Genomic DNA, 24,010 nt, shown 5'->3' with positions numbered 1-24,010 from the left:
TGCGGGAGCCCGGGACAGGGTGATGCCGGTGGGCCCGGCTGTTCCAGACCAGCCGACCGGCCTGCCCGGCGCCGAGGGTGGAGGAACCGACGTCGCCGGTGGCGATCTCGGCGCCACGGGCCGCACCGCGCCCGATCTCCGGTCGTTCCTCGAACAGCGGTCGAACCGTTCGAAGTGTTCCACCCGGCTGGAGCGGACGCGTGGCGGGCAGTCCCCGGCCGGTGCCGCCGCGGCACGACCGGCACCATGATTCCCGGTGGGCAGCACAGGGTGATCCATGAATGTTGAATACTTTCCGGCAGGGGATCGGATGCGCTGACCCGCAACCCTTTCCACCGAAGTGCACAGCGAGGAGTGTTCCCCATGCCGGATCGACGCGTGCTCATCACCGGCGCGGCCGGAATCGTCGGGCGGCTGATGCGACCGCGGCTGGCCCGCCCGGACCGGGTGCTGCGGCTGCTGGACGTGCGGCCGATCGATCCGGCCGGCCCCGGCGAACGGGTCGAGATCGTGACCGGATCGATCACCGACCCGACGGCCGTGGCCGCCGCCTGCCGCGACATCGACGCCCTGATCCACCTGGGCGGCATCAGCCGGGAGGACAGCTGGGAGCGCATCCTGGAGGTCAACATCGACGGCACCCGCACCGTGCTGGAGGCCGCCCGGCTGGCCGGGGTGCCGCGGGTGGTGCTGGCTTCCAGCAACCACGCGGTGGGTTTCCGCGCCGTGGGCGAGGCCGGCCCGGAGGGACTGCCCGCCGACTCCAGCCCGCGCCCGGACACCTACTACGGCGTGAGCAAGGCGGCGATGGAAGCGCTGGGCAGCCTGTATCACTCGCGTTTCGGCATGGACGTGACCTGCCTGCGCATCGGCACCTGTTTCGAACGCCCGGCCGATGTGCGCGGCCTGTCCACCTGGTTGTCGCCGGACGACTGCGCGCGGCTGCTGGAGGCCGCGCTGGCCGTCGAGCCGCCGGGCTACCGGCTGGTGTGGGGTGTCTCGGCCAACACCCGCGGGATCGTCTCGCTGACCGAGGCGGAGGCGATCGGCTACCGCGGCCGCGACGACGCCGAGCAGTTCGCCGCGACGGTGAGCGGCACCCTGCCGGAGTTGCTCGGCGGCGCCTTCTGCGAAATCGAGCTGGGCCGCCCCGGCCCGCCCTGACCCCTGACGGCGCACGGGGACCGATACCGTGTGCATGGACCACCGGATCGCCAGTGGACCACCCGGATCGAGTCAGGAGGCGACATGTCCGATCGTGATGTGCGGCTGACGGCGGGCGCGGCCCGGCTGACCGTGGACCCGGCCACCGGCCGGATCACGCAATTCGGCCTGGGCGCCGCCGAATTGCTCCACATCGGACCGCGTTTCGGCAGCTTCCCGATGGCGCCGTGGTGCGGCCGGATGCGCGACGGGGTGTTGCACTGGGCGGACACCGAATACCGGTTGCCGCGCACCGCGGCACCGCACGCCATCCACGGCACCGTCCGCGACAAGCCGTGGCAGGTACTGCGCCACAGCGACACCGAGGCCGTCCTCGCCCAGGACCTGACCGACCCGTGGCCGTTTCCGGGCCGGGTGACCCAGTCGATCACCCTCAGCCCGGACCAGGCCGAATTCACCATGACCGTCGAGGCGTTCGCGGATCCCTTTCCCGCGCAGGTGGGCTGGCACCCCTGGTTCGAACGCCGGCTCACCGCGACCGGTCCGGGCGTCGAGGTCGATTTCGCACCGGCCTGGCAGGAGCAGCGCGGCGCCGACCATCTCCCCGACGGCAACCGCATCACACCGCTGCCCGGTCCGTGGGACGACTGCTTCGGCATGCCCGGCGGCGTCCACGTCACGCTGACCTGGCCGGGCGCCGTCGAACTGGTCGTCGGCAGTCCGCTGGAATGGGTCGTGGTCTACGACCAGCCCGCGGACACCGTCTGCGTCGAACCGCAGTCCGGCCCACCGAACGGGCTGAACACCGCTCCGCACGAGGTCCGGCCGGATTCGCCACTGGTCGGCCGGATGACCTGGCGCTGGCGCACTCTGGGCTGATCACCCACGAATACCGATGGGCGTGGCGCGAACTCGTCACTCGGGGTGTCACGCCACCGCCGCTGCGATCCCGATTGCTGGGTGATGACTCGCGGCAAGGGTGGTCGCCGGGCGACGACAACCCCCGCTACTCGCCCGCAATCCGGCGTCTATTCACCCGCGGCGCTATTCACCCGCGGCGCGGCGGATCTCGCCGTCGGCGGCGCGCTCCCGGGTCGCACGAGCGGCGGCGGCGTTGTAGGGATCGAGATGATCGAAGGCGGGATCCTCGTCGTCGACGTCGAGCACCACGGCCCGGCGGCGCAGATCGCGGGCGGTCTCCCGATCCAGGGCCGGATGCCCTTCGGGCGTCACGGATTCCACGGTGCCGGGATGCTCGGTCTCGCGGCCGCGGGCCAGCCGGGCGGCGCGGCGGCGGCGGATGTCCGCCTCCAGGCGCACCTGGCGCCGCAGGTAGCCGAGGTAGACGACGAGCAGCAGCAGCGAGGCCACACATCCGGCCCACAGGGTCGGCGCGGCCACCGCGGCGAATCCGCCGAACAGCAGCGCGCTGAGCACCAGGGCGATCGCGGTGCGCTGCCGGAACCGGTAGCGGGCGGCGCGGGCGACGGCGTCGGCCTCCGGGTCGTACCCTCCGCGACCACGCCGGGCCGGAACGAAATCCTCGGCGTCGGAAGCGGAATCGGCCTCGATCTCGCCCAGCCGGGCCGGCGCTCTGCCCGGGGTACCGGCGGCGGGTGGCTCGTGATCCCGTCCGGGCCGATCCTCGGTGACGGGGTTGACGGGCTCATCGGCCGGCGTCGTCATCCGATCCTCCGCATCATCGCCGTGGGGGAGCTTCCTCTGCGTCCGAGTCGGCACTCGCTTGGTGCCACCGCGATGCAGGACCCGGGTGGCCAGTGCGACATCGGTCGTGCGGCGGATGCGCGGATGGCGGCCGGCCAGCATGGGAAACAGCACGAAGACCCAGAGCACGACCAATCCGATCCACAAGATCGAATTAGGCATCGCGCTCCCACCTCCGTCCCGACCGACCGTTGTCCCTGCGACGGCAGCTGCACTGTGGCAGCGCACGCGCACCACCGACGTGGGTAGGCTAGATCGCCGCTGGTGAAATACCCCGCAGGCGCGCGGTAACTTTTTGTCCGCGCTTCGGCGCGGCGGATTCGCGGCAACCGGCCGGCGTCTCGGAAACGCCGTTCCGCCTGCGCTTTCCCGGCGCGGGCGGCGGTGCACTCGCAGACGGCGTTCAGGGCAGTGTGATCCGTCCCGAGCGGGCCAGGCGATCCACGAACGACCCTTCCATCTCCTCGATGGTGAGCGCGACCAGCAGGTGATCGCGCCAGTCGCCGTCCACGTCCAGATACCGGCGCAACATGCCCTCCTCGCGGAAGCCCACATTGCGCAGCACGGACTGACTGCGATGGTTCTCCGGCCGCACGGTCGCCTCCACCCGGTGTAGTCCGACCGGACCGAAGCAGTGGTCCAGCCCCAGCGCCAGCGCGGCCGTCGCGACCCCGTGACCACCGACCTCCTGGGCCACCCAGTAGCCGATCCAGGCCGAGCGCAGGGCGCCGCGCACGATGTTGCCGATGGTGATCTGCCCGCTGAAGGCGCCGTCCACCTCGATCACGAGCGGGATCATCGCGCCGTGCCGGGCCTCGGCCTTCAGGCTGGACCACAGCGACGGCCAGTTGGAGGAATGGTTACGCGCCTCCCAGGTCCCGCGACCGGTCGGTTCCCACGGCTCCAGATGATGCCGGTCCCGGACCCGGATGCGCGCCCACGCCGCCGCATCCCGCAATCGGATCGGCCGCAGGGTGACCACTTGCCCGGATGCGACCCGCACCGGACCCAGATGAGCGGGCCAGCCCGGATGAGCAGCTGCCCGGAATACGTTCATGTCCACACATCACCCGCGCTGGGCGAGAAAGGCAACCCGGACCTCGTCACCGGTGCGAACCTCGGTGACCTCCGGATCGACGACGATCAAACTGTTGGCTTCGGCCAGGGTCGACAGCAGGTGGGCCGACCCGTTCACACCCAGGGGTTGTACGAGATATTCCGCGGTCTGCTCGTCGCGCATGAGCTGGGCGCGCAGATATCCGCGCCGCCCCTCGACCGAGGTGATCGGCATGATGGTGCGCGCCCGCACGATTCGGCGCATCGGATGGCGGCGGCCGAGCGCGATCCGGATCAACGGCCGCACCATCACCTCGAAGACCACCAGCGCCCCGACCGGATTGGACGGCAGCAGGAAGGTCGGCACCTCGTCGCGCCCGAGCCGTCCGAATCCCTGCACCGAGCCGGGATGCATGGCGACCCGGGCGACTTCGAGCTCGCCGAGCCCGGACAGGGCCTCCCGGATCTGCTCCGAGGCCCAGCCGCCGACGCCACCCGCGATCACCACCACTTCCGATCGGACCAGTTGCCCCTCGACCACGTCCCGTAGCCGGGCCGGGTCGGCGCTGACGATGCCCACCCGGTTCACGTCCGCACCCGCGTCCCGGGCGGCCGCGGCCAGGGCGTACGAGTTCACGTCGTACACCTGGCCGGGCCCGGGGGTGCGATCGACATCGATCAATTCCTCACCGATCGAGATCACCGACAACCGCGGGCGCGGATGCACCAGCACCTTGTCGCGGCCCACGGCGGCCAGCAGGCCCACCTGGGCGGCCCCGATGATGGTGCCGGCCCGCACCGCCACGTCGCCGGGTTGCACGTCGTCACCGGCCCGGCGGACGTAGTCACCGGTCTGCACCGCCTCGTAGACGGCGATGCGGGCCCGGCCGCCGTCGGTGTACTCCAGCGGCAGGACGGCGTCCGCCAGCGTCGGTAACGGCGCACCGGTGTCGACCCGCACGGTCTGCCGCGGTTGCAGCCGGATCGGCTGCCGCGAGCCCGCCGCCACCTCACCGACCACCGGCAGGGTGATCTCGACCGGATCGACGCCCTCGTCGAGCGCGTCGGCGCCGGCCCCGGAGACGTCGACGCTGCGCACGGCGTAGCCGTCGATAGCCGCCTGATCGAAACCCGGCAACGGCCGCTCGGTGACGACGTCCTCGGCGCACAGCAGACCCTGGGCCTCGGAGATCGCGACCCGCACCGGCCGCGGAGCGACGGCCGCCGCGGTCACCTTGATCTGCTGATCCTCCACCGAGCGCATGCAGCCCTTCCTGTTGTTCAGTGTCCTACCCACCGATCACGACCGCGCCCGGCCGGTTGCTCACGACGTGGTCAGCTGCGGATTCCAGTCGGGAGCCAGCCGCCGGGTCAGCCATTCGCGCAAGGCGGGACCGTATTCGTCCCGCTCCAAAGCGAAATCGACCGCAGCACGAAGATAACCGCCCGGGTTGCCCAGGTCGTGGCGCGACCCACGGTGGACCACCACATGAACGGGGTGCCCGGCCGCGATCAGCAGCCCGATGGCATCGGTGAGCTGCAATTCGCCGCCGGCGCCCGGCTCGATGCGGCGCAGCGCGTCGAAGACGGCGCGGTCCAGCAGATAGCGACCCGCCGCGGCATAGGTCGACGGCGCGTCGGCCATCGCGGGCTTCTCGACCATGCCGTTGACCCGCAACACATTCGGGTCCGTCCCCCCGTCGACCGGCGCGACGTCGAACACGCCGTACGCGCTCACCTCGTCCTTGGGCACGTCGATGGCGCACAACACGCTGCCGCCGTACGCGCGCCGCACCCGGCACATCTCGTCCAGCACGCCGGACGGCAGCACCAGATCGTCGGGCAGCAGCACCGCGATCGCCTGCTCGTCCGGGTCGAGCACCGCCTCGGCCTGCGCCACCGCATGTCCCAGGCCCAGCGGTTCCTCCTGCACGACCGAGGTCACGTCCAGCAGCCCCGGCGCCTTGCGCACCTTCTCCAGCAGCTGGAACTTGCCGCGCTCGGCGAGGGTGCCCTCCAGCACCAGATCCTCGACGAAATGCGCCACCACCCCGTCCTTCCCGGGCGAGGTGACGATCACCAGCCGATCGGCGCCACTCTCGGCGGCCTCGGCCGCGACCAGCTCGATGCCGGGTGTGTCGACCACCGGCAGCAGTTCCTTGGGCACGGTCTTGGTGGCCGGCAGGAACCGGGTCCCGAGCCCGGCCGCGGGCACCACGGCGGTCCGGAAACCGGACCGGCCGGACTGCGTCTCATCCGCCCCGGCACCAGCTGTCATAAGGCACACCCTATCTATCGATGTCATCGGCCGAACCGGATCGCGCCCGGCTCCGCACCGCTGCAAGATTATGCGTCGAGCACAGCGACGGCGCGGCGAACAAGAGGCAACCAGTTGTGCATCCGACTGGAGCGATGCCCTTTTTGCACGATCCGGAAACCTGGCGAACACCCGCCGCATCCGAGGCCCCGGACCCCCGCGCACCGCTCGCACCGGCGACGACGCCTATCGTGATCGGGGTGAGCAACAGGGCGGAACCGGCCCCTTCCGGCAGTGAACGGTCCGCCGCCGGTTCCGCGCCGCATCCGGTCGCCGACGGCCGCGCGCAACCGGATCCGGCCGGTCGCGACAAGCAGAGCTGGCGGGCCGAGTTGACGGCCCGCCGGGCCGCGGTGCCACCCGAGGTGCGGGCCGCCGAGGCCGACACCCTCGCGGACGCGGTACGGGTCGTGATCGACCGGCCCGGCCGGTGGGTGGCCGGATACGTTCCGGTGGGCAGCGAACCGGGCTCGCTCGCGATGCTCGACACGCTGCGGGCGGCCGGCGCCCGGGTACTGCTGCCGCTGACCGGCCCGCCCGGCCCGCTGGACTGGGCCGAGTACACCGGGCCCGCCGGTCTGCGCCCCGCCCGCTACGGGCTGCTGGAGCCGGACGGCCCGGCGCTGTCACCACAGGCGATCGAACGGGCGCAGGTGATATTGGTGCCCGCGCTCGCGGTGGACCGCCGGGGTGTGCGGCTCGGCCGCGGCGCGGGATACTACGACCGGACACTGACCGCGGCGGCCACCAGGGCGCACCTGGTCGCGGTGGTCCGCGACGACGAACTGATCGATCGACTGCCCGAGGAACCCCACGACCGGCGTATGCACTGGGCGCTCACGCCCGGTGGCCTGCACCGGTTGCCCGGGGATACGGCCGCCGACCGACGGGGAATCGTCAGGTGAACGACACTGTTGGTAAAGTTGGCACTGTCGGCTGTAGAGTGCCAAACCGACGGAGACTGTGGAGGTTCTTGTGCCTACTTACTCGTACCAGTGCACGCAGTGCGGCGATAAGTTCGACATCGTGCAGTCCTTCTCGGACGACGCCCTGACCACCTGCGAGAAGTGCAGCGGCAAGCTACGCAAGCTCTTCAACTCGGTCGGCATCGTGTTCAAGGGCAGCGGCTTCTACCGCACCGACAGCCGCAACGGCTCCTCGTCGGCGACCGCACCGGCCAAGTCCAGCTCCGACACCTCGTCCGCCACCTCGAGCTCCTCCGATTCCGGATCGAGCAGCTCCACGTCGAGCACGTCCTCGTCCAGCGGCAGCAGCAGCACCTCGACGAGCTCCGCGGTCGCCTGACCACATCGGCCGGCCCGTCAGTCGGGTCGGCCACGACCGCTCCACAGCCCGCCCGGTCATCCGGCGAGACGGCCCTCGATCGATCGCCGTCCCCGGCCACCGGGCATCGGCCGACCCTGACGCCCGACCGCGTCGAAGCATCCTTTCGGCACCGCCACCCTCCACCGGTGTTCGCAATCCACCGCGCGAAATTCCGCGTACCGGCTACCTGTATGCCGACGAGCGCGCCTGTCGATGCGCACCCGGCCCGGTATCGAGCAGTCGATCCCGAACCGACCGGCCCCAATGTTACGAGTGGCCCTGTCCGGCGCGAGCCCGAGTGGCCGGGCCGGTCGGCATGGTTGTCCACAGCCTCGATGTTGTCCACAGGGCAGCGCTGAGCGGCGGTTCTGCGGGCGGTAGTGGCAGATGGCAGCCGTAGCGTGCGGGACGTGAAGCGACTTCGTCTCGATACCGCCCGCCGCCGGGTCCGGCGGTCCGCCGCCATGGATCTCGGCCGGGCGCCACGCTGGGATCCACTCGACCGGATGCGGTCCTCACGCCCGCGCTGGGCCGATGCCACTTTCGCGCGGCGGCTGCTCGCGGCCGCTCTGGCGGCGCTGGCCGCCGTGCTCGCGATCCGGGGCGATCCGGAACCGGGGCGGGCCGAAGTGGTCGTCGCGGCGCGGGATCTGCCGCCTGGCCACCGGCTCACCGGCGACGATCTGGGGCGCGTGGTCCGGCCCGAGGAGTCGCTGCCGGCCGGTGCGATCCGCGAGGCGGCGGCCGTGCTCGGCGGCACCCTCGGCACGGCCGTGCGAGCCGGAGAGGTCCTGACCGATCTGCGAGTGGTCGGGCCACGGCTGGCGGTGGCCGCGACCGGTACCGCCGAGGCCCGCATCGTGGCGATCCGACCGGCCGACGCGGCCGTCGCCGACGTGCTGCGGGCCGGCGACCGGGTGGATGTCATCGCCGCCGCGGACGACGATCAGGCGCGGGCGGGCCCGCCACCCCGGCCGCTGGCGACCGACGCCGCCGTCGTCCTGGTCACCACCGGTGACGGCGGGCGCGGGCGGGAGCGGATGGTGTTGCTCGCCCTCGACGCGGCACATGCCCCCGCGGTTGCCGCCGCGTCGCTGCGTACCGGCCTGGCCCTGATCGTCCGTTAGAGTGCGAGACGTGCTTCATTAACTGAGAATTTGCCGTTGTCCTGCACCGGTGCGAGACAGGAGCCGCAATGTTGAAAGGGTTCAGAGATTTCCTGCTACGCGGGAATGTGATCGAATTGGCGGTCGCGGTCGTGATGGGCACGGCCTTCGTCGCGATCGTCACCGCATTCACCACCGGCATCATCAACCCGTTGCTCGCGATGTTCGGCGGCACCGGCGAACTCGGCTTGGGCTTCCGGCTCATCTCCGACAAGCCCGCCACCTTCATCGCGGTGGGCCCGATCATCACCGCACTGCTCAATTTCCTGGTGATCGCACTGCTGGTGTACTTCCTGGTGGTGATGCCCGCCAACCGGGCCAAGGCCCGCTGGGGCGGCGGGGTCGGCGACGGCGCCACCGACAACGAACTGCTGCACGACATCCGGGACCTGCTGGCGGACGAACGCACCAGCAAGGACCGGAACTGAACCGGCACAGTCGATTTCGTGATCGCACCGGTCACGTCCCGGGCCCCGGCACGGCACGAGGGCCCGGTGCACGGCACCGGGCCCTCGGCTACTGCTGACCGTCCCGCCGGAGCCGGCCGACGGGCCCCGACCGGAAACCGGCCGGGGACAACGGGATTCGGGGAGCCTCAGCCCAGGCTGAAGGGCTCGCCCCACAGGGTGACCCAGGACTGGACGTGCGCGGTCGCGACTTCGGCGGTGACGAACGCGCGGGCCTGCGCGTAGCCGGCACAGCCGGTCAGGCCGATCGTCTCGTCCGCCCACGCCACGGAGGCGTCGTTGCCGCTGAAGACGTTGTACGTCTTGTGGCTGTCCGCACCGAAGTCGTCGTGGCGCTCGATGTCGAGCACGTAGAACGACTGCGCCTGACCCGGTCCCAGGGTCAGGTTGGCGCCACCGGTGCCGGAAGCGGACGGGGTCACCGACTGGCCGCTGCTCCAGTCCGCACCCAGGGTCGGGCCGCCGCTGACGCCGCCGCCGGAGATGTCGACCTGGCAACCCACCACGTAACCGGGGTAGATGTTGCCACCCACATCGCCGTCCACGCCGGAGATGTTGATGTGCGCGGTGGCCGAGGCCCAGGCGTTGCGGTGCAACGGGGTCGCGCCCATCGACGGGTTGATGGTCGCCGACTCGCCGTCGATCCAGACGTGTACCACGGCGCCGTCGGACAGAACCCGGGTGATGTCGGCACCCGGCAGCGGCACGAAAGTGTCGGCGTTGGCAGCGCCGGTGGAGAACAGGCCGAGTGCGGCAGTGGTCACAGCACCGACACCGGCCGCACGAGCCACGGTCTTGCGAATGTTCATGTTTGAAGTCCCTCTAGGGTGAGATCGCTTACGCGGGAATGGTTTTGGCGGATTCGACCAACGTCAGCCGATGGAGAACGGCTGCCCGTAGAGGGTGGTCTTCGAGTAGTGATCGCCGATGACCTCGACGACGGTGTACGCGCGCGCCTGGGCATATCCCGCGCAACCCTGGACCTGGATTTCGGCATCCTGGTACTCCACCGAGTAGGTGCCCGCCGACGGAATGTCCTTCACGTCGATCATCACGAACTTCACGTCACCGGGGCCGAGGTTGAGACCGATCGAGCCGGAAACACTTGCGCTGGTGGCGCTGATCGTGCCGGACAGGCCGGCCGAGATCGCGTCACTGGCAATGTCCACCTGGCAGCCGACGATGTAGCCGGTGCTGATGTTCGAGGCCAGGTGGGTGGACGAATTGTTGGAACCGGGCGAATTGCTCGGCCCGTTCCAGCCGCCCGGAGTGGCGTCCGGTGCGTTCGGAACGTCGGCCGTGGCATTGCCCGACACCCACACGACGCGACCGGCACCATTGGCCGCCAGCGACGGAGAGATCAAGGCATGCTCGGCGGTACGGGTGACAACAACGCCGTCAGGTCCGAGCTTCTGGCCGTCCGGCAACGGCACGAAGGTATCGGCATTGGCAGCACCCGTGGAAAACAGGCCGAAGGCGACAGCAACAGCCGCGCCGATGCCCGCGAGTTGGGCACCACGACGCAGACCGTTGGTACGGTTCTCGCTCATACTTCCCCTCATCAGGTTTCTTACAGTCAGCCCTCGACCATCGAGGGCCGAAAAAGCGGTTCTTTTTCAGAGGCCCAGCACAGTCTGTCGCCAGGTTGTTGCCGGCACGTAACCGGCGACAAATTTCGTGCTAACTGGCAAGCCGACTGCCGGAACGGGGCCAGTGTTCCGTGAGTCGGCGCGAACGCCCTCCTGGTGCCTTAGAGAACCGCTTGTGACACAGCCCAAGCTGGGACATTAAACGGCCGGACAACGACCTGACAACGTAAGCTGTCGTAAATAAGATGTGATCTAAATCACACCACATTCCGGTTCATCTCACCGAAATCGCCCGAACGCTGTGAGCAGCGGAAAAAAGTAGGAGCGACAACCGCCGGGCAGCGCCGTGTCGAGATTCACGCCAGGCGCCGTGGCGTCGCCGTGTGGCCTCAATTCCCCCCGTGATGCGGCGGTACCTGCGACCGCAGCCAATCATCGTTCGCGGTGGTGGCGGGCCGTTCACCGTCGTGCCCTCGCTCGTCGGAGCTGGTCTGCGGCAGGGTTTCCCCGAAGATCCGCGCCAATCGCGCGGCCTCCTGCCCGCGACGCCCGGGCTCATGCCGCGGGGTCTGCTCCTCCCGGCCGGAATCGGCGGCGGCCCGCTCCGTCACTCCTCCAGCCCGGACAATTCATCGATGACGCGCGAGGCCAGCGGGCCCAGGGTCGCCATGCCGTCGCGCACCGCGGCGCGGGTGCCGGGCAGATTCACCACCAGCGTGCTGCCGGAGACCCCGGCCAGGCCGCGCGACAATCCGGCGTCCAGCGAACCGGCCGCCAACCCGGACGAGCGCAGCGCCTCGCTGATGCCCGGCAGTTCCCGATCCAGCACCTCGGCGGTGACCTCGGGGGTGACATCCCGCGGCGACATCCCCGTGCCGCCCACCGAGATGACCAGGTCCACACCGCCGATGACCGCGGTGTTGAGCGCGTTGCGAATCTCGACCTCGTCGTTGGCCACGGAAACCGATGCGTCGACCAGGAAACCGGCCTCGGTGAGCAGTTCGGTCACCAGCGGGCCTAGCGAATCCACCCCGCCGTGAGCGGTTCGATCGTCGACGACCACGACAAGGGCACGGCCCGCCACGGAGGCATCAGGTTCCATGGTGCCAACCGTAGCGTGCTCGGCACGCTCGCCGATTTCCGCGCGGTGCTTCACGAGCCGGAGCGTTCGGGGTCTGCGATTCATCGGCCGCCACCGTCCGCCGGCGCGGCGCCGAGCACCACATCGACCGTCTTCGGGTTCTGGCCGTTGCCGTCGGTGTAGGTCACCTTCACCTTGTCGCCGGGCTGATGCGAGCGGACCGCCGCGATCAGGGCATTGCCGGAATCGATGATCTGGTCGTCGACCTTGGTCACGATCACGCCACCGGGAATACCGGCCTTGGCCGCGGGGCCGTCCGGGGTGATGTCCAGGATCCGGGCGCCGTTGGTGTCGTCGATGGCACGCACCGACATGCCGACCTGCGCGTAGGTGGCGTGCCCGGTCCGGCTCAGCTGATCGGCCACCCGGCGGGCCTGGTCGACCGGGATGGCGAAGCCCAGGCCGATCGAACCGCTCTGTGCGCCACCGGAATCCACGCCGCCCGCGCCGAGCGTGGCGATCGCGGTGTTGATCCCGATCAGCTTGCCGCTCAGATCCACCAGGGCGCCACCGGAGTTGCCCGGGTTGATCGGCGCGTCGGTCTGCACCGCCGAGATCACGGTGCCCTGCCCGCCGGACTCACCGCTGGTGGACACCGGCCGGTTCAGCGCGGACACGATGCCCGTGGTGACGGTGCCGGCCAGGCCCAGCGGCGAGCCGATGGCCACCACCGACTGGCCGACCTGCAGATCCTTCGAGGTGCCCAGCTCGATCGGGGTCAGGCCGGACTTGCCCGACACCTTGATGACCGCCAGGTCGGAGACCGGATCGACGCCCACCACCGTGGCCGCCGCGCTGGTGCCGTCGCTGAACTGGACATCCATCTTGGCGTTGGCGCCCGCGCCGCTGGCGACGTGGTTGTTGGTGAGGATCATGCCGTCCGAGGAGAGGATCACCCCGGAGCCCTCCCCCTCGGCCTTGTTGCTCGACACCCGGATCATCACGACGCTGGGAAGCACCTTCTGCGCGACCGCGGGGATGGTTCCCGATGGCGCATTTGTGACACCTCCGCCCTTCGGCGGCGGGACATCGAGCGCGTTGGTGGAAACACCGGCCGAGGAATGACCGTCCCGGGTCGCCAGGGTGCCGACCGCGCCGCCCACCCCGCCGCTGACCAGAGCCAGCGCCAGCGCACCGGCCAGCAGACCGGCACGGCCGCGCTTCGGCGGCGACTGATACGGCTGCGGCCCGGCGAGCGGATAACCGGGATCGGCCGGACCGGGACCGCCCGGACCACCGGGAGCGGCGCCGTACCCGTACGGATACGGCGGCATCACGCTGGTCTGGCCCGTCGCCGGATCGTACGGCGGACTGACCGCGTACTGCGCAGTGTTGCCGGGCACCGGATGAGCGGTACCCGACCACGGGATCGGCCTGGTCGTCCCGGACTGCGGTTCCTGCGGGCCGGCCTGCGGTTCGCGCGGCGTACCCGGACGGGGATCCTCGGTCATTTCTCTCGTTTCTCCTCGAGTCTGTCGCCCAGCTTGGTGACAACGACTGAGAGCGGACTGAGACGCTACTATCAGTTCTCCGAGACTGCGGGTGGAGAACCTTCACCCGGCAGCACGATACGGACCAGCGCACCGCCGCGATCAGATGTGTCGATTGTGATCGTTCCCCCGTGTTTCGTCACCACTTGTTTGACAATCGCAAGCCCCAGGCCCGAGCCGGGCATGGACCGGGACGCCGTCGTGCGATAGAAGCGCTCGAACACCAGCTCGCGCTCCGCGGGCGGGATACCGGGACCGGCGTCGCCGACCGCGAATTCCAACAGTCCGGGACCGGTCTCCCGCATCGTGACCCGGACCTGCTCCCCGGCCGGACTCCATTTCGCGGCGTTGTCGAGCACGTTCAGCACCGCCCGCTCCAATCCGGCCTCGTGCCCGTAGACGAACCACGGCCGCAGTTCGGCGGCGAGCTCGATGCCCGAGCGGCGCCGTCGCACCCGTTCCAGCGCGCGTTCGGCGACCTCGCCCAGGTCGACCTGCTCGTAGACGTCCTCGGGCGCGTCCTCGCGGGCGAGGTCGACCAGATCGCCGACCAGCGTGGACAACTCCTCGATCTGCGCCACCACATCGGTGCGCAGCTCCATCATGTCCTCCTCCGGCAGCGCCGGCGCACCGGGACGGCTGGAGGCGATCAGCAACTCCATATTGGTCCGCAGCGAGGTGAGCGGCGTGCGCAACTCGTGCCCGGCGTCGGCGACCAGCCGCCGCTGCCGCTCCCGGGATTCGGCCAGGGCCCGCAGCATCGAGTTGAAACTCTCGGTGAGCCGGGCCAGCTCGTCGTCGCCGGTGACCGGGATGGGGGTCAGATCGTCGGTGCGGGCCACCCGCTCGGTGGCGGCGGTCAGCCGGCCGATGGGCCGCAAACCGGTGCGGCCCACCGCGGTTCCCGCGGCGGCGGCCACCACCACACCGCAGCCGCCGACCACGAACAGCAGCCAGGCCAACCGGTCCAGCACCTCCTGGGTGGGCTGCAAGCGCTGCGAGATCACCAGTGTCGCACCGGTTTTCATGCGCTCGGCGAGCACCCGCTGATCGTGCGAGGTGCGCAGCGAAGAGACCAGCTCGCCGTGCGCCACCGCCCACTCGGCGGCCCCCAGCGGCGGATCGGTCTGCTGCGGCGGCACATACCACTGCTCACTGTTGGGGTAGATCAGCGCGATGCCGATGTCGTTGGAGTACAGGCTCCCGATCTGGAGCATCGGCATGAAGCCGTAGCTGTCGAGATTGTTGCTGATCATCACCGTGGCGCGGGCGCGCAGCTGATTGTCGACATCGGCGTAGAGGGCGCGGGCCACCATGGTGTACGCGGTGATCGAGGTGAGCGCGACGGCGATCAGCACCACGGTGGCGGCCAGCAGGGTGACCCGCCAGCGCAACGACACCGAACTGGTCAGCGGCGTCGGCGGGCGCATGTCGGCGCCGCCGTGACCGCCGGCGTCCTGGCCGTGCCCACCCTGGCCGTGCCCGCCGTGATTACCGTGCCCGATGCCGAGCACGGCGATCACCGGCTGGCGGGGAATCGTCCGGCCCATCACCGGCACCCCCGGCGGCCGCGGCTCACGGCGGGGTCTCCCGTAACACGTAGCCGACCCCGCGCACGGTGTGGATCAGCCGCAGCTCGCCCTCGGCCTCGGTCTTGCGCCGCAAATAGCCTATGTAGACCTCCAGCGCATTGCCGGAGGTCGGGAAGTCGTAGCCCCAGACCTCTTCCAGGATGCGGCCACGGGTCAGCACCCGGCGCGGGTTGGCCATCAGCATTTCCAACAACGAGAATTCGGTACGAGTGAGACTGATCGCACGTTCCCCACGGGACACCTCACGCGTCACCGGATCCAGGGACAGATCCGCGAACTTCATGGTCTCCGAGATCTCCGCGAGATCTCCGGTCGCGGTGCGCCGCAGCAGCGCCCGCAACCGCGCGAGCAGTTCCTCCAAGGCGAACGGTTTGGGGAGATAGTCGTCCGCTCCGGCGTCCAGTCCGGCGACGCGTTCGGAGACCGAATCACGTGCCGTCAGCACCAGGATCGGGAGATCGTCACCGGTACTGCGCAACCGGCGGCACACCTCGAGTCCGTCGAGGCGGGGCATCATCACGTCGAGTACCAGGGCATCCGGCCGTTGACCGGCCACTTTGTCCAGGGCGTCGACCCCGTCGACCGCCAAATCGACGGAGTAGCCGTTGAACGTCAGCGACCGGCGCAGCGATTCCCGGACCGCGCGGTCGTCGTCGACTACCAGAATGCGCATGGTGTCCAGTCTGACCGTACCGACTGAGAGTCCACTGAGAAGCACACTTGCGACACGCCACACATTCCGCGAGCGGTGACCTGCGCTTATTCATGAGCGCGATCGGTCTGTTAGTGGCGTGAATGCGAAAGTCGTTGCGCCGACCCGGTATTCGAAATCCAGCACCCCGAGCGCTCAGATTGCCGTCCCGGTGTTCGCACGGTATGTTACCTGCGATAAATGACGACCTCCAGTTGGTTCTCAACCCTTTGACCCGACCACTCAATACATCACGGCCCTCCGTTTACAAATCCAGCGTGGGATGAGCTGAGGCGGTGAGGTTTCCGTCAGGGTACGGGTTGGAACCGGAGGCAATACGCGAGCGGAGGCGACGGAAGCGGGATGGGCATAGCACCGCGGCGATGGCAGACGAGTCTGTCCAACCTGTCCGTGACGAGCAAGGTCGGCATCGTGCTGCTCCTGCCGGTCATCTTGACGTCGATCTTCGCGGGTGTGCGAATCAACGCCGACCTGGACAAGATCGCCAAGCTGAGAACGGCGACCCAGCAGACCGAGGTCATCCGACCCATGCTGACCTTCGCCACCACCACCGAACAACTGGTGACGAAGACCCTGACGGGGATGGCGAGCGGAGACCCCAACGCCGACGCGGCCACCGACAAAGCCGCGGTCCAATTCGACCAGGCCGCCACCGATCTGGATACCGCGCTGCGTACGTCCAGCGCGGACCGCGGCGTGGTCGGTGAGCTCTCCCAGGCGGTCACCACCGCGCGGACCATGCGCAGCAACATCCATACGAGCGCGCCGATGATGATCGCCAAGCAGAGCGACGATGTCGCCGCGCACATCGGCAACGCGCTCGCGGTGTCACCCTCGGTGGAGGAGAACGGCATCGAGCGCACCTTCCTCCAGCTGGGTCTGTCGATGGTGGCGCGCAAGGTGCTCATGCAGGAGTTCCTGCTCACCGGCGGCGCCGAATCGCAGGCCGACGTCCGTGCTCAGCTGCTGGTCACCATGGGCGCCGAGAAGACCGTCATCGGTCAGTACGACCAGCTGAAGCCGTCCACCGCGGTCAACACGGCCAAGCTGAACGACGCGGTCGACGCCCGGCTGGCGCCGTTCATGCAGACCCCGGTCGACACCGCCGGAATACCCGGAGCGTTGCGTTCGCTACCGACCAGCTTCGATCTCTGGGATCAGGTCAGCGTCCACCTGGTCGACGCCATCGACTCGCAGTTGGACTCGATGACCAACAACGCCCGCAGCGTGGTGCTCCGGGACGTCGCGATCGTGGTCGGACTGTTGCTCGCGGGTCTGGTGATGGCCCTGGCGGTCGCCCGCTCGCTGGTCGTGCCGGTGCGCCGGCTGCGCCGCGGCGCCCTCCAGGTCGCCCATGTCGACCTGCCCCAGGAGCTGGAGGTGGTGCGCGACGGTGGCGACACCCCCGAGATCACCCCGATCGACGTGAACACCACCGAGGAGGTCGGACAGCTCGCCCGAGCCGTCGACGACATCCACCGCGTGGCCCTGCACCTCGCCGCCGAGCAGGCCCGGTTGCGGCTGCAGATCGGCAACATGTTCGAGACCCTGTCGCGCCGCAGCCAGTCGCTGGTGGAACAGCAGCTGACGCTGATCGAGGAGCTGGAGCGCGACGAGGACGACTCCGAGCGCCTGCAGAGCCTGTTCCGCCTGGACCACATGGCCACCCGCATGCGCCGCAACGGCGACAACCTGCTGGTGCTGGCCGGTACCGCGCTGCGCCGCGGCCATCTGCCGCCGGTGCCGCTGTCGGACATGCTGTGGAGCGCGGTCTCCCAGGTGGAGGACTACCAGCGGGTCGAGATCGGCGCCGTGCCGGACGGCATCGTCGCCGGTGAGCCCGCGGTCGACATCGAGCATCTGCTGGCGGAGCTGATCGACAACGCGCTGCGCTACTCACCGCCGAACACACCGGTGGCGGTGGCGGTGGCACGGGCCGTCGACGGCGGCTACCTCATCGAGATCACCGACCGCGGCCTGGGCATGTCCAGCGACGACCTGCGGGGCATCAACGAGCGGCTCGCCTCCGGTGGCGAGGTCAACATCGAAACCGCGCGCCGCATGGGCCTTTTCGTGGTCGGCCGGCTCGCCCAGCGGCACAGCATCACGGTCAGCCTGCGCCGCACCTCGACCATGGCCCAGCAACCGGGCATCACGGCCAGCGTGCATCTGCCCGGCAGCCTGGTGTCGCCGGTGCCGGACAGCGCGCCCACCCAGCAGCCGATCACGTCGGGCTATCAGTCCCCGGTGGCCGCCCTGCCGGCGCCCGAGCAGCCTCGGGTGCTGACCGCGGTGCCGAATGTCCCGGAACCGGCCCCGGTCCCGGCGGCGTTCGCGACGACCAGCGCCGGATTACCGCAGCGCCGACCGGCCGCACCGGTCAGCGACATCCCGGCGCCGCACATCACCCGGCTGACGCCGGTCGGCGAGACCACCGCACCGCAGCCGGTAGGCCGGTTCGGCGGGCCCGCGCCGGCGGCCGACACCGGATACTTCACGCCGGTGGTCGATCCGGAGGGACGGCCGTCCCCCGGGTGGGCGCCACCGTCCCGGGTGCCCGAGCCGCCGATCGACATCTGGGCGGAAGCCGAGGATTACCCACCGGCACCGCCCGAGCCTCGGATACCCGATCGGGTGCCCGTGGAGCAGACGGCGATGCTGGCAACGGTCCGGTCGGGGGCGCCGGGCACGCAAGGGGGTCTGCGTCCGGTGGGACGCGAGACACCGACACCGATCTATCAACGAATGGTCTCGGAGTGGCTGGTGGAGCCGTCATCGAACAGTCCGGCGGAGGTCTGGACGTCACCCGCCGACGCCGGCTGGGCGGCAGCGGCCGACGCGAGCAATCCGTCCGCGGTCAATCACACCGTCGGCGGGTTGCCGATCCGGCAACCCGGCGCACAGCTGGTGCCCGGGGGTCTGGCACCGGCCGTCGAAGCGGTCAACCCGGATCCCGAAGAGATCCGCAACAACTTGTCCAGGCATCTGAGCGGCGTCCGCAGCGGGCGGGCCAATGCGCATAACAACGACGGAGGCCCCGCATGAGCACCACCTCGCAGAGCACCACCGACGAGAACCTGAACTGGCTGGTCACGCGATTCACCCGGGACGTCCCCGGGGTATCGCACGCGGTTCTGGTCTCCGCGGACGGCCTGCTGCAGGCCACCAGCCCGCACCTGCCCTCCGATCGCGCCGAACAGCTCGCGGCCGTCACCGCCGGTCTGGCCAGCCTGTCCGCCGGTGCGGCCCAGTTGTTCAACGGCGGCAAGGTGATGCAGTCGATCGTCGACATGCAGCGGGGCTATCTGCTGGTGATGAGTGTCGGCAACGGTTCGCACCTGGCGGTGCTCGCCAACAAGCAGCACGACATCGGCCGCATCGGCTACGAGATGGCGCTGCTGGTCGACCGGGTCGGGTCGGTGGTACAAGCCACCGCTCGAACAGCGGTCTGAGCGTGCGATGTCGAGCTCCTTCGGGGCCGGATCCGGCCGGCCAACCACGCGTGTACGTCCTTATGCCCTGACCGCCGGGCGCACCGAGCCGGTGGTCGACCTGCCGCTGGAGGCGGTGATCGAGACCCTGCCGTACGCCAATCAATTCGACTGGCCCGCCGGTGATGTCCGCACCGACATCCTGCGGCTGGGCTCGGCACGGTTGTCGGTGGCCGAGATCGCCGCCCATCTACAACGACCGCTCGGCATGATCCGAGTGGTGATCGGCGACCTGGTGGTCGCTGGAACGCTGCGAGTGCACACGACGCTGAGCGAGGACGCGAGCTTCGACGAGCGTCGTTCCCTGATGGAGAGGACCCTGCGTGGACTCCGTGCGCTCTGACACCCCGAGTCGGCCTGCCGACCCGGACTATTCGAAATCATCCATTCCGCACCCGAATTCCACGGTGCCTCACCAGAATTCGCCCATGTCCTATCACACCCCGCCCGCACCATACCCGAATGCGGCGCCGCCCTACCCGAACTCCGGGCCGGGCTACCAGAACCCCGCCGGTTCCCGGCCGTCCGGCCCGGATCTCGACACCCGCACGGCCTCGACCAAGATCGTGGTCGCCGGCGGATTCGGCGTGGGCAAGACGACCTTCGTGGGGTCGGTGTCGGAGATCGTTCCGCTGCGCACCGAAGCGATGGTGACCGGCATCTCCGACGGCGTCGACGACCTGTCGGCCACCCCCGGCAAGCAGACCACCACGGTCGCCATGGACTTCGGCCGCATCATGCTGCCCGGCAACCTGACCCTGTACCTGTTCGGCACACCCGGGCAGCGACGGTTCTGGTTCATGTGGGACGACCTGATCAAGGGCGCGATCGGCGCGGTGGTGCTGGTCGACACCCGGCGTATCGAGGACAGCTTCGCCGCGGTGGACTTCTTCGAGGCCCGCAGCCTGCCGTTCCTGGTCGCGGTGAATCGCTTCCCGGATGCCCCCCGGTTCCCGGACAGCGAACTGCGGCAAGCACTCTCGGTACGAGAGGGAGTGCCCATCGTGGAGGTGGACGCGCGCAACCCGATGGAAGTGCGGCGGTCGCTGACGACCGTGACCGAATACGCGATCCAACGGCTCACCGCCACACAGCGGGAGACAACTCGACGAGGGTGACGCACTGATGGCCTACTTCACGATGGGTTACTGGGTACTCGGCCTGGCGATGGTGGTGTCGTTGGCCGGCGTGCTGGTCGGATTCGCGTGCGTCCGGCAGTCGACGATGTCGATCACGACCCATTTCCGGTTGGTGTGGCTCGTCGCCGCGTCGGTATCGATCGGCGGCGTCGGTGTGTGGCTCGCGGTGTTCGTGAACATGCTCGGTGTGGCGCCTCCGGACGGAACCGCGCGCTACGACCTGCTCCGCACCGTGGGTGGTGCCGTGCTGGCCATCGCGTCGATCCTGGCCGGGCTGTTGCTGGCCGGTCGGCAGCCGCGCACCGGGAAGCTGATGCTCGCGGCCGTCGTCTCCGGCCTGGGCCTGGGTCTGACGCATCTGCTGGCGGTGGCCGCCATCCGGGTGCAGGGCTCGATCGACGTGGCGGCGGGCGCCTCGATCGGCGTGCTGATCGTGGCCATCGTGATCGCGGCGGCCATGCTCTGGGCGCCGCTGGGTCTGCGTTCGGCGGGTCTGCTGACCGCGACGGCGGCGGCGATCGCGCTGGCGGTCACCGGCATGCACTACCTCGGCCTGATCGGGCTCGCCCTGCACGCCGACAAGGCCGCGCTGCCACCGAGCGGTGAGGATCTGTTCACCCTCTTCGTGCCGGTGTTCGTGCTGGGCACCCTGTCGCTGGCGGTGCCGATCACGGCGGTACTGGTCTCTCCCGACCGCACCGGACGGATGGTGCGCTCCCGCGCCACCGCCGCGCGGTCACGCGGCACGGAGCAGGCACGCACTCCTTCTCCCATCGGCTAGCGCGAAACATTCGACGAGCGAGGCCATCCGGGCCGGTCGCATTTCCCGCGACCGGCCCGGATGTCGTTTCCGGCTACTGGCCGAAGTCGCCGACCCGCACATTCGTGTCGATGAGCCCGAGGATCTCCCCCTGCGGCGCCGCGACGATGGCCATCCGGCCCGCCGGACTGTCCGAGGGCGGCATCAGCACGCTCGCGCCGAGCTCCACGGCCCGCTCGACGCCGGTATCGACACCGTCGAACTGGAACCAGGTCAGCCAATAGCTGGGCATGGGATCGCCCGGCATCAGGGTGTCGTCGTTCATGCCGCCCGCGGCATCCTGACTGCCCGGCGCGGTGAACATGGCGTAGCGCATGGTCTTTCCGTCGCCGATGTCGGCGTAGGTGTAACCGAACACGTCGGCGTAGAAGGTCTTGGCGGCGTCGAGCTGACGGGTGTGCAGCTCGTTCCAGGTGTAGGCGCCGTGCTCGTTGTACACCGCGGCGCCGTTGTGGTCGTGGGCCTGCCAACCGGCGAACACACCGCCGGTGGTGTCGGCGGCGACGAACATCCGGCCCGCACCCAGCACGTCGAACGGCGGGACCAGCACCTGCCCGCCGGCCGCGGCGACCTTTCCGGCGAGGGCGTCGGCGTCGGCGGTGGCGAAGTAGGTGGTCCACACCGACGGCATCCCCGGCTGCGACTTGGGGCCGATGCCGGCCACCGATCGGCCGCCCTGCTCCGCCATGAGGTAACCGCCGCCCTCGGCGCCGGTGTCCTGGACGGTCCAGCCGAACAGGCCGGTGTAGAACTCGCCGGCCTTGGCCGGGTCGTCGACCTGACAGTCCACCCAGCAGGGGGTGCCGTCGGGCCAGGCAGTGTCGCGTACAGGCATGGGATGGTCTCCGTTTCGTCCGTGGTCGGTCGCCTGCGCCGAGAAGTGACGGCCGTGCCGGCAGTGATGCACTCACAACGACCGGGATCAGTGAATCAGCTGGGTCCGACAAGTTCCGGTGGCCCACAACAGAACCGGCGAAGATTCGAACCGGCCCGCGAGGCGGGGCGCACCGAGCGCATCCGGACCGGCACTACACGAGCGCCGCACAAGAACGGGTTGGTGGCGATGAGCGGGTTCTCCCGGACCGGGAGAACCCGCCCTCGCGCTCGAGCATATCGGCGCGACAACACGAAGTCATCACTTCAGGGGGACTTTTTCGATGCCGGCGCCACCCTACGGCGACCGGGCTCCGATACCGGTCCGGTATCATGGCCCGATACTCCCCACAGCCACGGAACGAGTTGGTGGACCACCGAAAGATCTTGTCCGGAAACGAGATCTCGCCGGAGATGATCGCAGACCTCGCAACCGAGAAGGAATGCTGACATGGCCGTGAAGCGAGCACCGTCGAAGAAGGCCCGTGCCGAGCAGGGGCGCCGTCCCAAGAAGAACCCGCTGATCGCCGCGGGTGTCGAGACGGTCGACTACAAGGACGTGAACCTACTGCGCACGTTCATCTCCGACCGTGGCAAGATCCGCAGCCGCCGGGTCACCGGACTCACTCCCCAGCAGCAGCGCCAGGTCGCGGTGGCGGTCAAGAACGCCCGCGAGATGGCCCTGCTCCCGTTCACCAGCCGGTAGCTCCGCGACCGGGCCGACTCCGCCCGTCACCGTCCGGTGACGGGCGGACGCCGCCCGCCGTCCCGCTACGGAATCGTCAGCACCTGACCGGGCATCACGGAGTCCGGATCGGACAGCCCACTGGCGGAGACGATCTCGGGGAAGCGGTTGCCGTCGCCGTAGAAGCGTTCGGCGATCGCCCACAATGTGTCACCGTCGGCGACGGTGTACGTGCGGGCGGCCACCTCCATCGGGGTGTCGGTGTGCGTGTGGGTGGACCACAGCATGCCACCGTCGCGGCCGTACAGCACCACATCGCGATCGGGCTGGACGACCAGCCGATCGGCCTCCCGGCCGGGGGTGTCGGTCGCCCAGACCGGGCCGCCGTCGCCGTCGTACAGCACGAAGTTCCCGTCGGATTGCAGCGTGCCGCGCACGACGCCCCGGCCGTGGGTCTGGGCCGCCCAGACCACTGTGCCGCCGGGTTCGGAGAGCACCAGATTGCCATCGGGTTGCAGGGTCAGCATGTACGCACCGTTCTGCAACGACTGTCCGAGACCGAGTTCCTCACCTACGTGCAACGTATCGCCCACGGGAACATCCTTTCCGGAGAAGATCGACGGCCGGTCCGACTGCGAAGTATCGTTCTCGAACGATACTGGCCGGTAGGCGCCTGCCCCGGCGATCGTTGCCGAACGTTGACCAGCGTCGGCGAACTCGGTCGCCGCGACCGGGGCCCCGGCCGCCGATTAGGGTCTGCAGACCATGATCTCGATCCGGGCCGCGCGCGCCGCCGCCATCGTGACCCTGCCGATGCTGATGGCGTCCGGTTGCGGACACTCCGGTAGTACTGGTACACAATCTGTTCCGGCTGCGGCCGGCACAACCGTCACGACGCCGACGGAGCAGGCCCAGCCACAGCTGGGCCGCCGCTTCACGGCGAATCCGGCGATCGTGGGCAGCCGGCCACTGGCATTCGACAGTTGGAGCCGGATCGACGACCACCGGATCGCGGTGAACTTCCAGATCGGCTCGCCGGACTGCTTCGGCGTCGACGAGACCACCACGGAGACCACCGGCGCCGTCACGATCGCCCTGCGTGCGGGCACGCTGCCGGAGGCGGTGGGCCGCATGTGCGCGATGATCGAGGTTTTCGGCACACTCGAAGTACAACTGGCCCAGCCACTGGGTAACCGGAAAGTCAACAGTTCGACATAGCTTGCGAGTAGAATGATTCGCTCACCGCACTGACAATCA

The 24,010-nt window shown here is 69.4% G+C and carries 26 protein-coding genes; 13 read left to right on the top strand and 13 right to left on the bottom strand.

The window, feature by feature from the left end; all coding sequences use genetic code 11:
• Positions 1-363: 363 nt before the first annotated feature.
• Positions 364-1,164, top strand: a complete 801-nt coding sequence (locus LBW94_RS32550; protein ID WP_225058785.1) for an NAD-dependent epimerase/dehydratase family protein — start codon at positions 364-366, stop codon at positions 1,162-1,164.
• A gap of 84 nt (positions 1,165-1,248) precedes the next feature.
• Positions 1,249-2,043 carry an aldose 1-epimerase gene (locus tag LBW94_RS32545; RefSeq protein ID WP_225058786.1) on the top strand — a complete coding sequence of 265 codons (795 nt, stop codon included), beginning with the start codon at positions 1,249-1,251 and terminating at the stop codon, positions 2,041-2,043.
• A 165-nt stretch (positions 2,044-2,208) separates the two neighbouring features.
• Here the strand turns inward: LBW94_RS32545 and glpR are convergent, their stop codons facing one another.
• From glpR to LBW94_RS32525, 4 genes are all read right to left on the bottom strand, one after another.
• Positions 2,209-3,051 carry a gephyrin-like molybdotransferase receptor GlpR gene (glpR, locus tag LBW94_RS32540; protein WP_225058787.1) on the bottom strand — a complete coding sequence of 281 codons (843 nt, stop codon included), beginning with the start codon at positions 3,049-3,051 and terminating at the stop codon, positions 2,209-2,211.
• 241 nt (positions 3,052-3,292) lie between these two features.
• A complete protein-coding gene (locus LBW94_RS32535; RefSeq protein WP_225058788.1) occupies positions 3,293-3,946 on the bottom strand; it encodes a GNAT family N-acetyltransferase in 654 nt (217 codons plus the stop codon).
• Between the two features lie 9 nt (positions 3,947-3,955).
• On the bottom strand, positions 3,956-5,209 hold the full coding sequence (gene glp, locus LBW94_RS32530; RefSeq protein WP_225058789.1) for a gephyrin-like molybdotransferase Glp: 1,254 nt from the start codon (positions 5,207-5,209) through the stop codon (positions 3,956-3,958).
• Positions 5,210-5,269: 60 nt separating this feature from the next.
• Positions 5,270-6,223, bottom strand: a complete 954-nt coding sequence (locus LBW94_RS32525; protein WP_225058790.1) for a UTP--glucose-1-phosphate uridylyltransferase — start codon at positions 6,221-6,223, stop codon at positions 5,270-5,272.
• Between the two features lie 239 nt (positions 6,224-6,462).
• Between LBW94_RS32525 and LBW94_RS32520 the strand changes: the two genes are divergently transcribed.
• The 4 genes from LBW94_RS32520 (at position 6,463) to mscL (ending at position 9,182) form a co-directional block, all read left to right on the top strand.
• Positions 6,463-7,167, top strand: coding sequence for a 5-formyltetrahydrofolate cyclo-ligase (locus tag LBW94_RS32520; RefSeq protein ID WP_225058791.1), 705 nt, complete (start codon positions 6,463-6,465; stop codon positions 7,165-7,167).
• Positions 7,168-7,237: 70 nt separating this feature from the next.
• Entirely contained in the window at positions 7,238-7,567 is a 330-nt protein-coding gene (locus LBW94_RS32515) for an FmdB family zinc ribbon protein (protein WP_225058792.1), read from the top strand.
• A gap of 431 nt (positions 7,568-7,998) precedes the next feature.
• Positions 7,999-8,715: an SAF domain-containing protein gene (locus LBW94_RS32510; RefSeq protein WP_225058793.1), complete on the top strand. Its 717-nt coding sequence runs from the start codon at positions 7,999-8,001 to the stop codon at positions 8,713-8,715.
• Between the two features lie 68 nt (positions 8,716-8,783).
• The gene (mscL, locus tag LBW94_RS32505; RefSeq protein WP_225058794.1) at positions 8,784-9,182 is read left to right on the top strand and encodes a large conductance mechanosensitive channel protein MscL; all 399 of its coding nucleotides are present in this window, start codon (positions 8,784-8,786) and stop codon (positions 9,180-9,182) included.
• Between the two features lie 167 nt (positions 9,183-9,349).
• Here the strand turns inward: mscL and LBW94_RS32500 are convergent, their stop codons facing one another.
• From LBW94_RS32500 to LBW94_RS32470, 7 genes are all read right to left on the bottom strand, one after another.
• A complete protein-coding gene (locus LBW94_RS32500) occupies positions 9,350-10,030 on the bottom strand; it encodes an MspA family porin (RefSeq protein WP_225058795.1) in 681 nt (226 codons plus the stop codon).
• Positions 10,031-10,093: 63 nt separating this feature from the next.
• Entirely contained in the window at positions 10,094-10,771 is a 678-nt protein-coding gene (locus tag LBW94_RS32495; protein ID WP_225058796.1) for an MspA family porin, read from the bottom strand.
• 428 nt (positions 10,772-11,199) lie between these two features.
• Entirely contained in the window at positions 11,200-11,421 is a 222-nt protein-coding gene (locus tag LBW94_RS32490; protein WP_225058797.1) for a hypothetical protein, read from the bottom strand.
• Positions 11,418-11,912: a MogA/MoaB family molybdenum cofactor biosynthesis protein gene (locus LBW94_RS32485; RefSeq protein ID WP_225058798.1), complete on the bottom strand. Its 495-nt coding sequence runs from the start codon at positions 11,910-11,912 to the stop codon at positions 11,418-11,420. The genes LBW94_RS32490 and LBW94_RS32485 overlap by 4 nt, the downstream gene beginning before the upstream one ends.
• An 80-nt stretch (positions 11,913-11,992) precedes the next feature.
• The gene (locus LBW94_RS32480; protein ID WP_225058799.1) at positions 11,993-13,402 is read right to left on the bottom strand and encodes a S1C family serine protease; all 1,410 of its coding nucleotides are present in this window, start codon (positions 13,400-13,402) and stop codon (positions 11,993-11,995) included.
• 71 nt (positions 13,403-13,473) lie between these two features.
• The gene (locus LBW94_RS32475; protein WP_225058870.1) at positions 13,474-14,871 is read right to left on the bottom strand and encodes a HAMP domain-containing sensor histidine kinase; all 1,398 of its coding nucleotides are present in this window, start codon (positions 14,869-14,871) and stop codon (positions 13,474-13,476) included.
• Between the two features lie 145 nt (positions 14,872-15,016).
• A complete protein-coding gene (locus LBW94_RS32470; protein ID WP_225058800.1) occupies positions 15,017-15,706 on the bottom strand; it encodes a response regulator transcription factor in 690 nt (229 codons plus the stop codon).
• 429 nt (positions 15,707-16,135) lie between these two features.
• Between LBW94_RS32470 and LBW94_RS32465 the strand changes: the two genes are divergently transcribed.
• From LBW94_RS32465 to LBW94_RS32445, 5 genes are all read left to right on the top strand, one after another.
• Positions 16,136-18,790: a sensor histidine kinase gene (locus LBW94_RS32465; RefSeq protein ID WP_225058801.1), complete on the top strand. Its 2,655-nt coding sequence runs from the start codon at positions 16,136-16,138 to the stop codon at positions 18,788-18,790.
• On the top strand, positions 18,787-19,197 hold the full coding sequence (locus tag LBW94_RS32460) for a roadblock/LC7 domain-containing protein (protein WP_225058802.1): 411 nt from the start codon (positions 18,787-18,789) through the stop codon (positions 19,195-19,197). Before LBW94_RS32465 ends, LBW94_RS32460 begins: the two co-directional genes overlap by 4 nt.
• A 7-nt stretch (positions 19,198-19,204) precedes the next feature.
• On the top strand, positions 19,205-19,579 hold the full coding sequence (locus LBW94_RS32455) for a DUF742 domain-containing protein (RefSeq protein ID WP_225058803.1): 375 nt from the start codon (positions 19,205-19,207) through the stop codon (positions 19,577-19,579).
• 85 nt (positions 19,580-19,664) lie between these two features.
• Positions 19,665-20,354 (top strand): GTP-binding protein, encoded by a 690-nt coding sequence (locus tag LBW94_RS32450; RefSeq protein ID WP_225058804.1) that lies wholly within the window; start codon positions 19,665-19,667, stop codon positions 20,352-20,354.
• A gap of 7 nt (positions 20,355-20,361) precedes the next feature.
• Positions 20,362-21,156 (top strand): MHYT domain-containing protein, encoded by a 795-nt coding sequence (locus LBW94_RS32445; protein WP_225058805.1) that lies wholly within the window; start codon positions 20,362-20,364, stop codon positions 21,154-21,156.
• Positions 21,157-21,229: 73 nt separating this feature from the next.
• On the opposite strand, the gene LBW94_RS32440 is transcribed toward LBW94_RS32445, so the two are convergent.
• Positions 21,230-22,030 carry a VOC family protein gene (locus tag LBW94_RS32440; RefSeq protein ID WP_225058806.1) on the bottom strand — a complete coding sequence of 267 codons (801 nt, stop codon included), beginning with the start codon at positions 22,028-22,030 and terminating at the stop codon, positions 21,230-21,232.
• A gap of 489 nt (positions 22,031-22,519) precedes the next feature.
• On the opposite strand from LBW94_RS32440, the gene rpsR reads away from it, so the two are divergent.
• Complete coding sequence (gene rpsR / locus LBW94_RS32435; RefSeq protein WP_019932783.1) at positions 22,520-22,774, top strand: 30S ribosomal protein S18; 255 nt, start codon at positions 22,520-22,522, stop codon at positions 22,772-22,774.
• A 65-nt stretch (positions 22,775-22,839) separates the two neighbouring features.
• On the opposite strand, the gene LBW94_RS32430 is transcribed toward rpsR, so the two are convergent.
• Positions 22,840-23,346 carry a LysM peptidoglycan-binding domain-containing protein gene (locus LBW94_RS32430; protein WP_225058807.1) on the bottom strand — a complete coding sequence of 169 codons (507 nt, stop codon included), beginning with the start codon at positions 23,344-23,346 and terminating at the stop codon, positions 22,840-22,842.
• Positions 23,347-23,518: 172 nt separating this feature from the next.
• Between LBW94_RS32430 and LBW94_RS32425 the strand changes: the two genes are divergently transcribed.
• Complete coding sequence (locus tag LBW94_RS32425; protein ID WP_225058808.1) at positions 23,519-23,971, top strand: hypothetical protein; 453 nt, start codon at positions 23,519-23,521, stop codon at positions 23,969-23,971.
• Positions 23,972-24,010 lie beyond the last annotated feature (39 nt).

It is taken from the genome of Nocardia sp. alder85J (genome assembly GCF_020176955.2).
Classification (GTDB): Bacteria; Actinomycetota; Actinomycetes; order Mycobacteriales; family Mycobacteriaceae; genus Nocardia.
The sequence above is the reverse complement of the archived record's forward strand: the minus strand, read 5'-3'. Positions and strand labels throughout refer to the sequence as shown.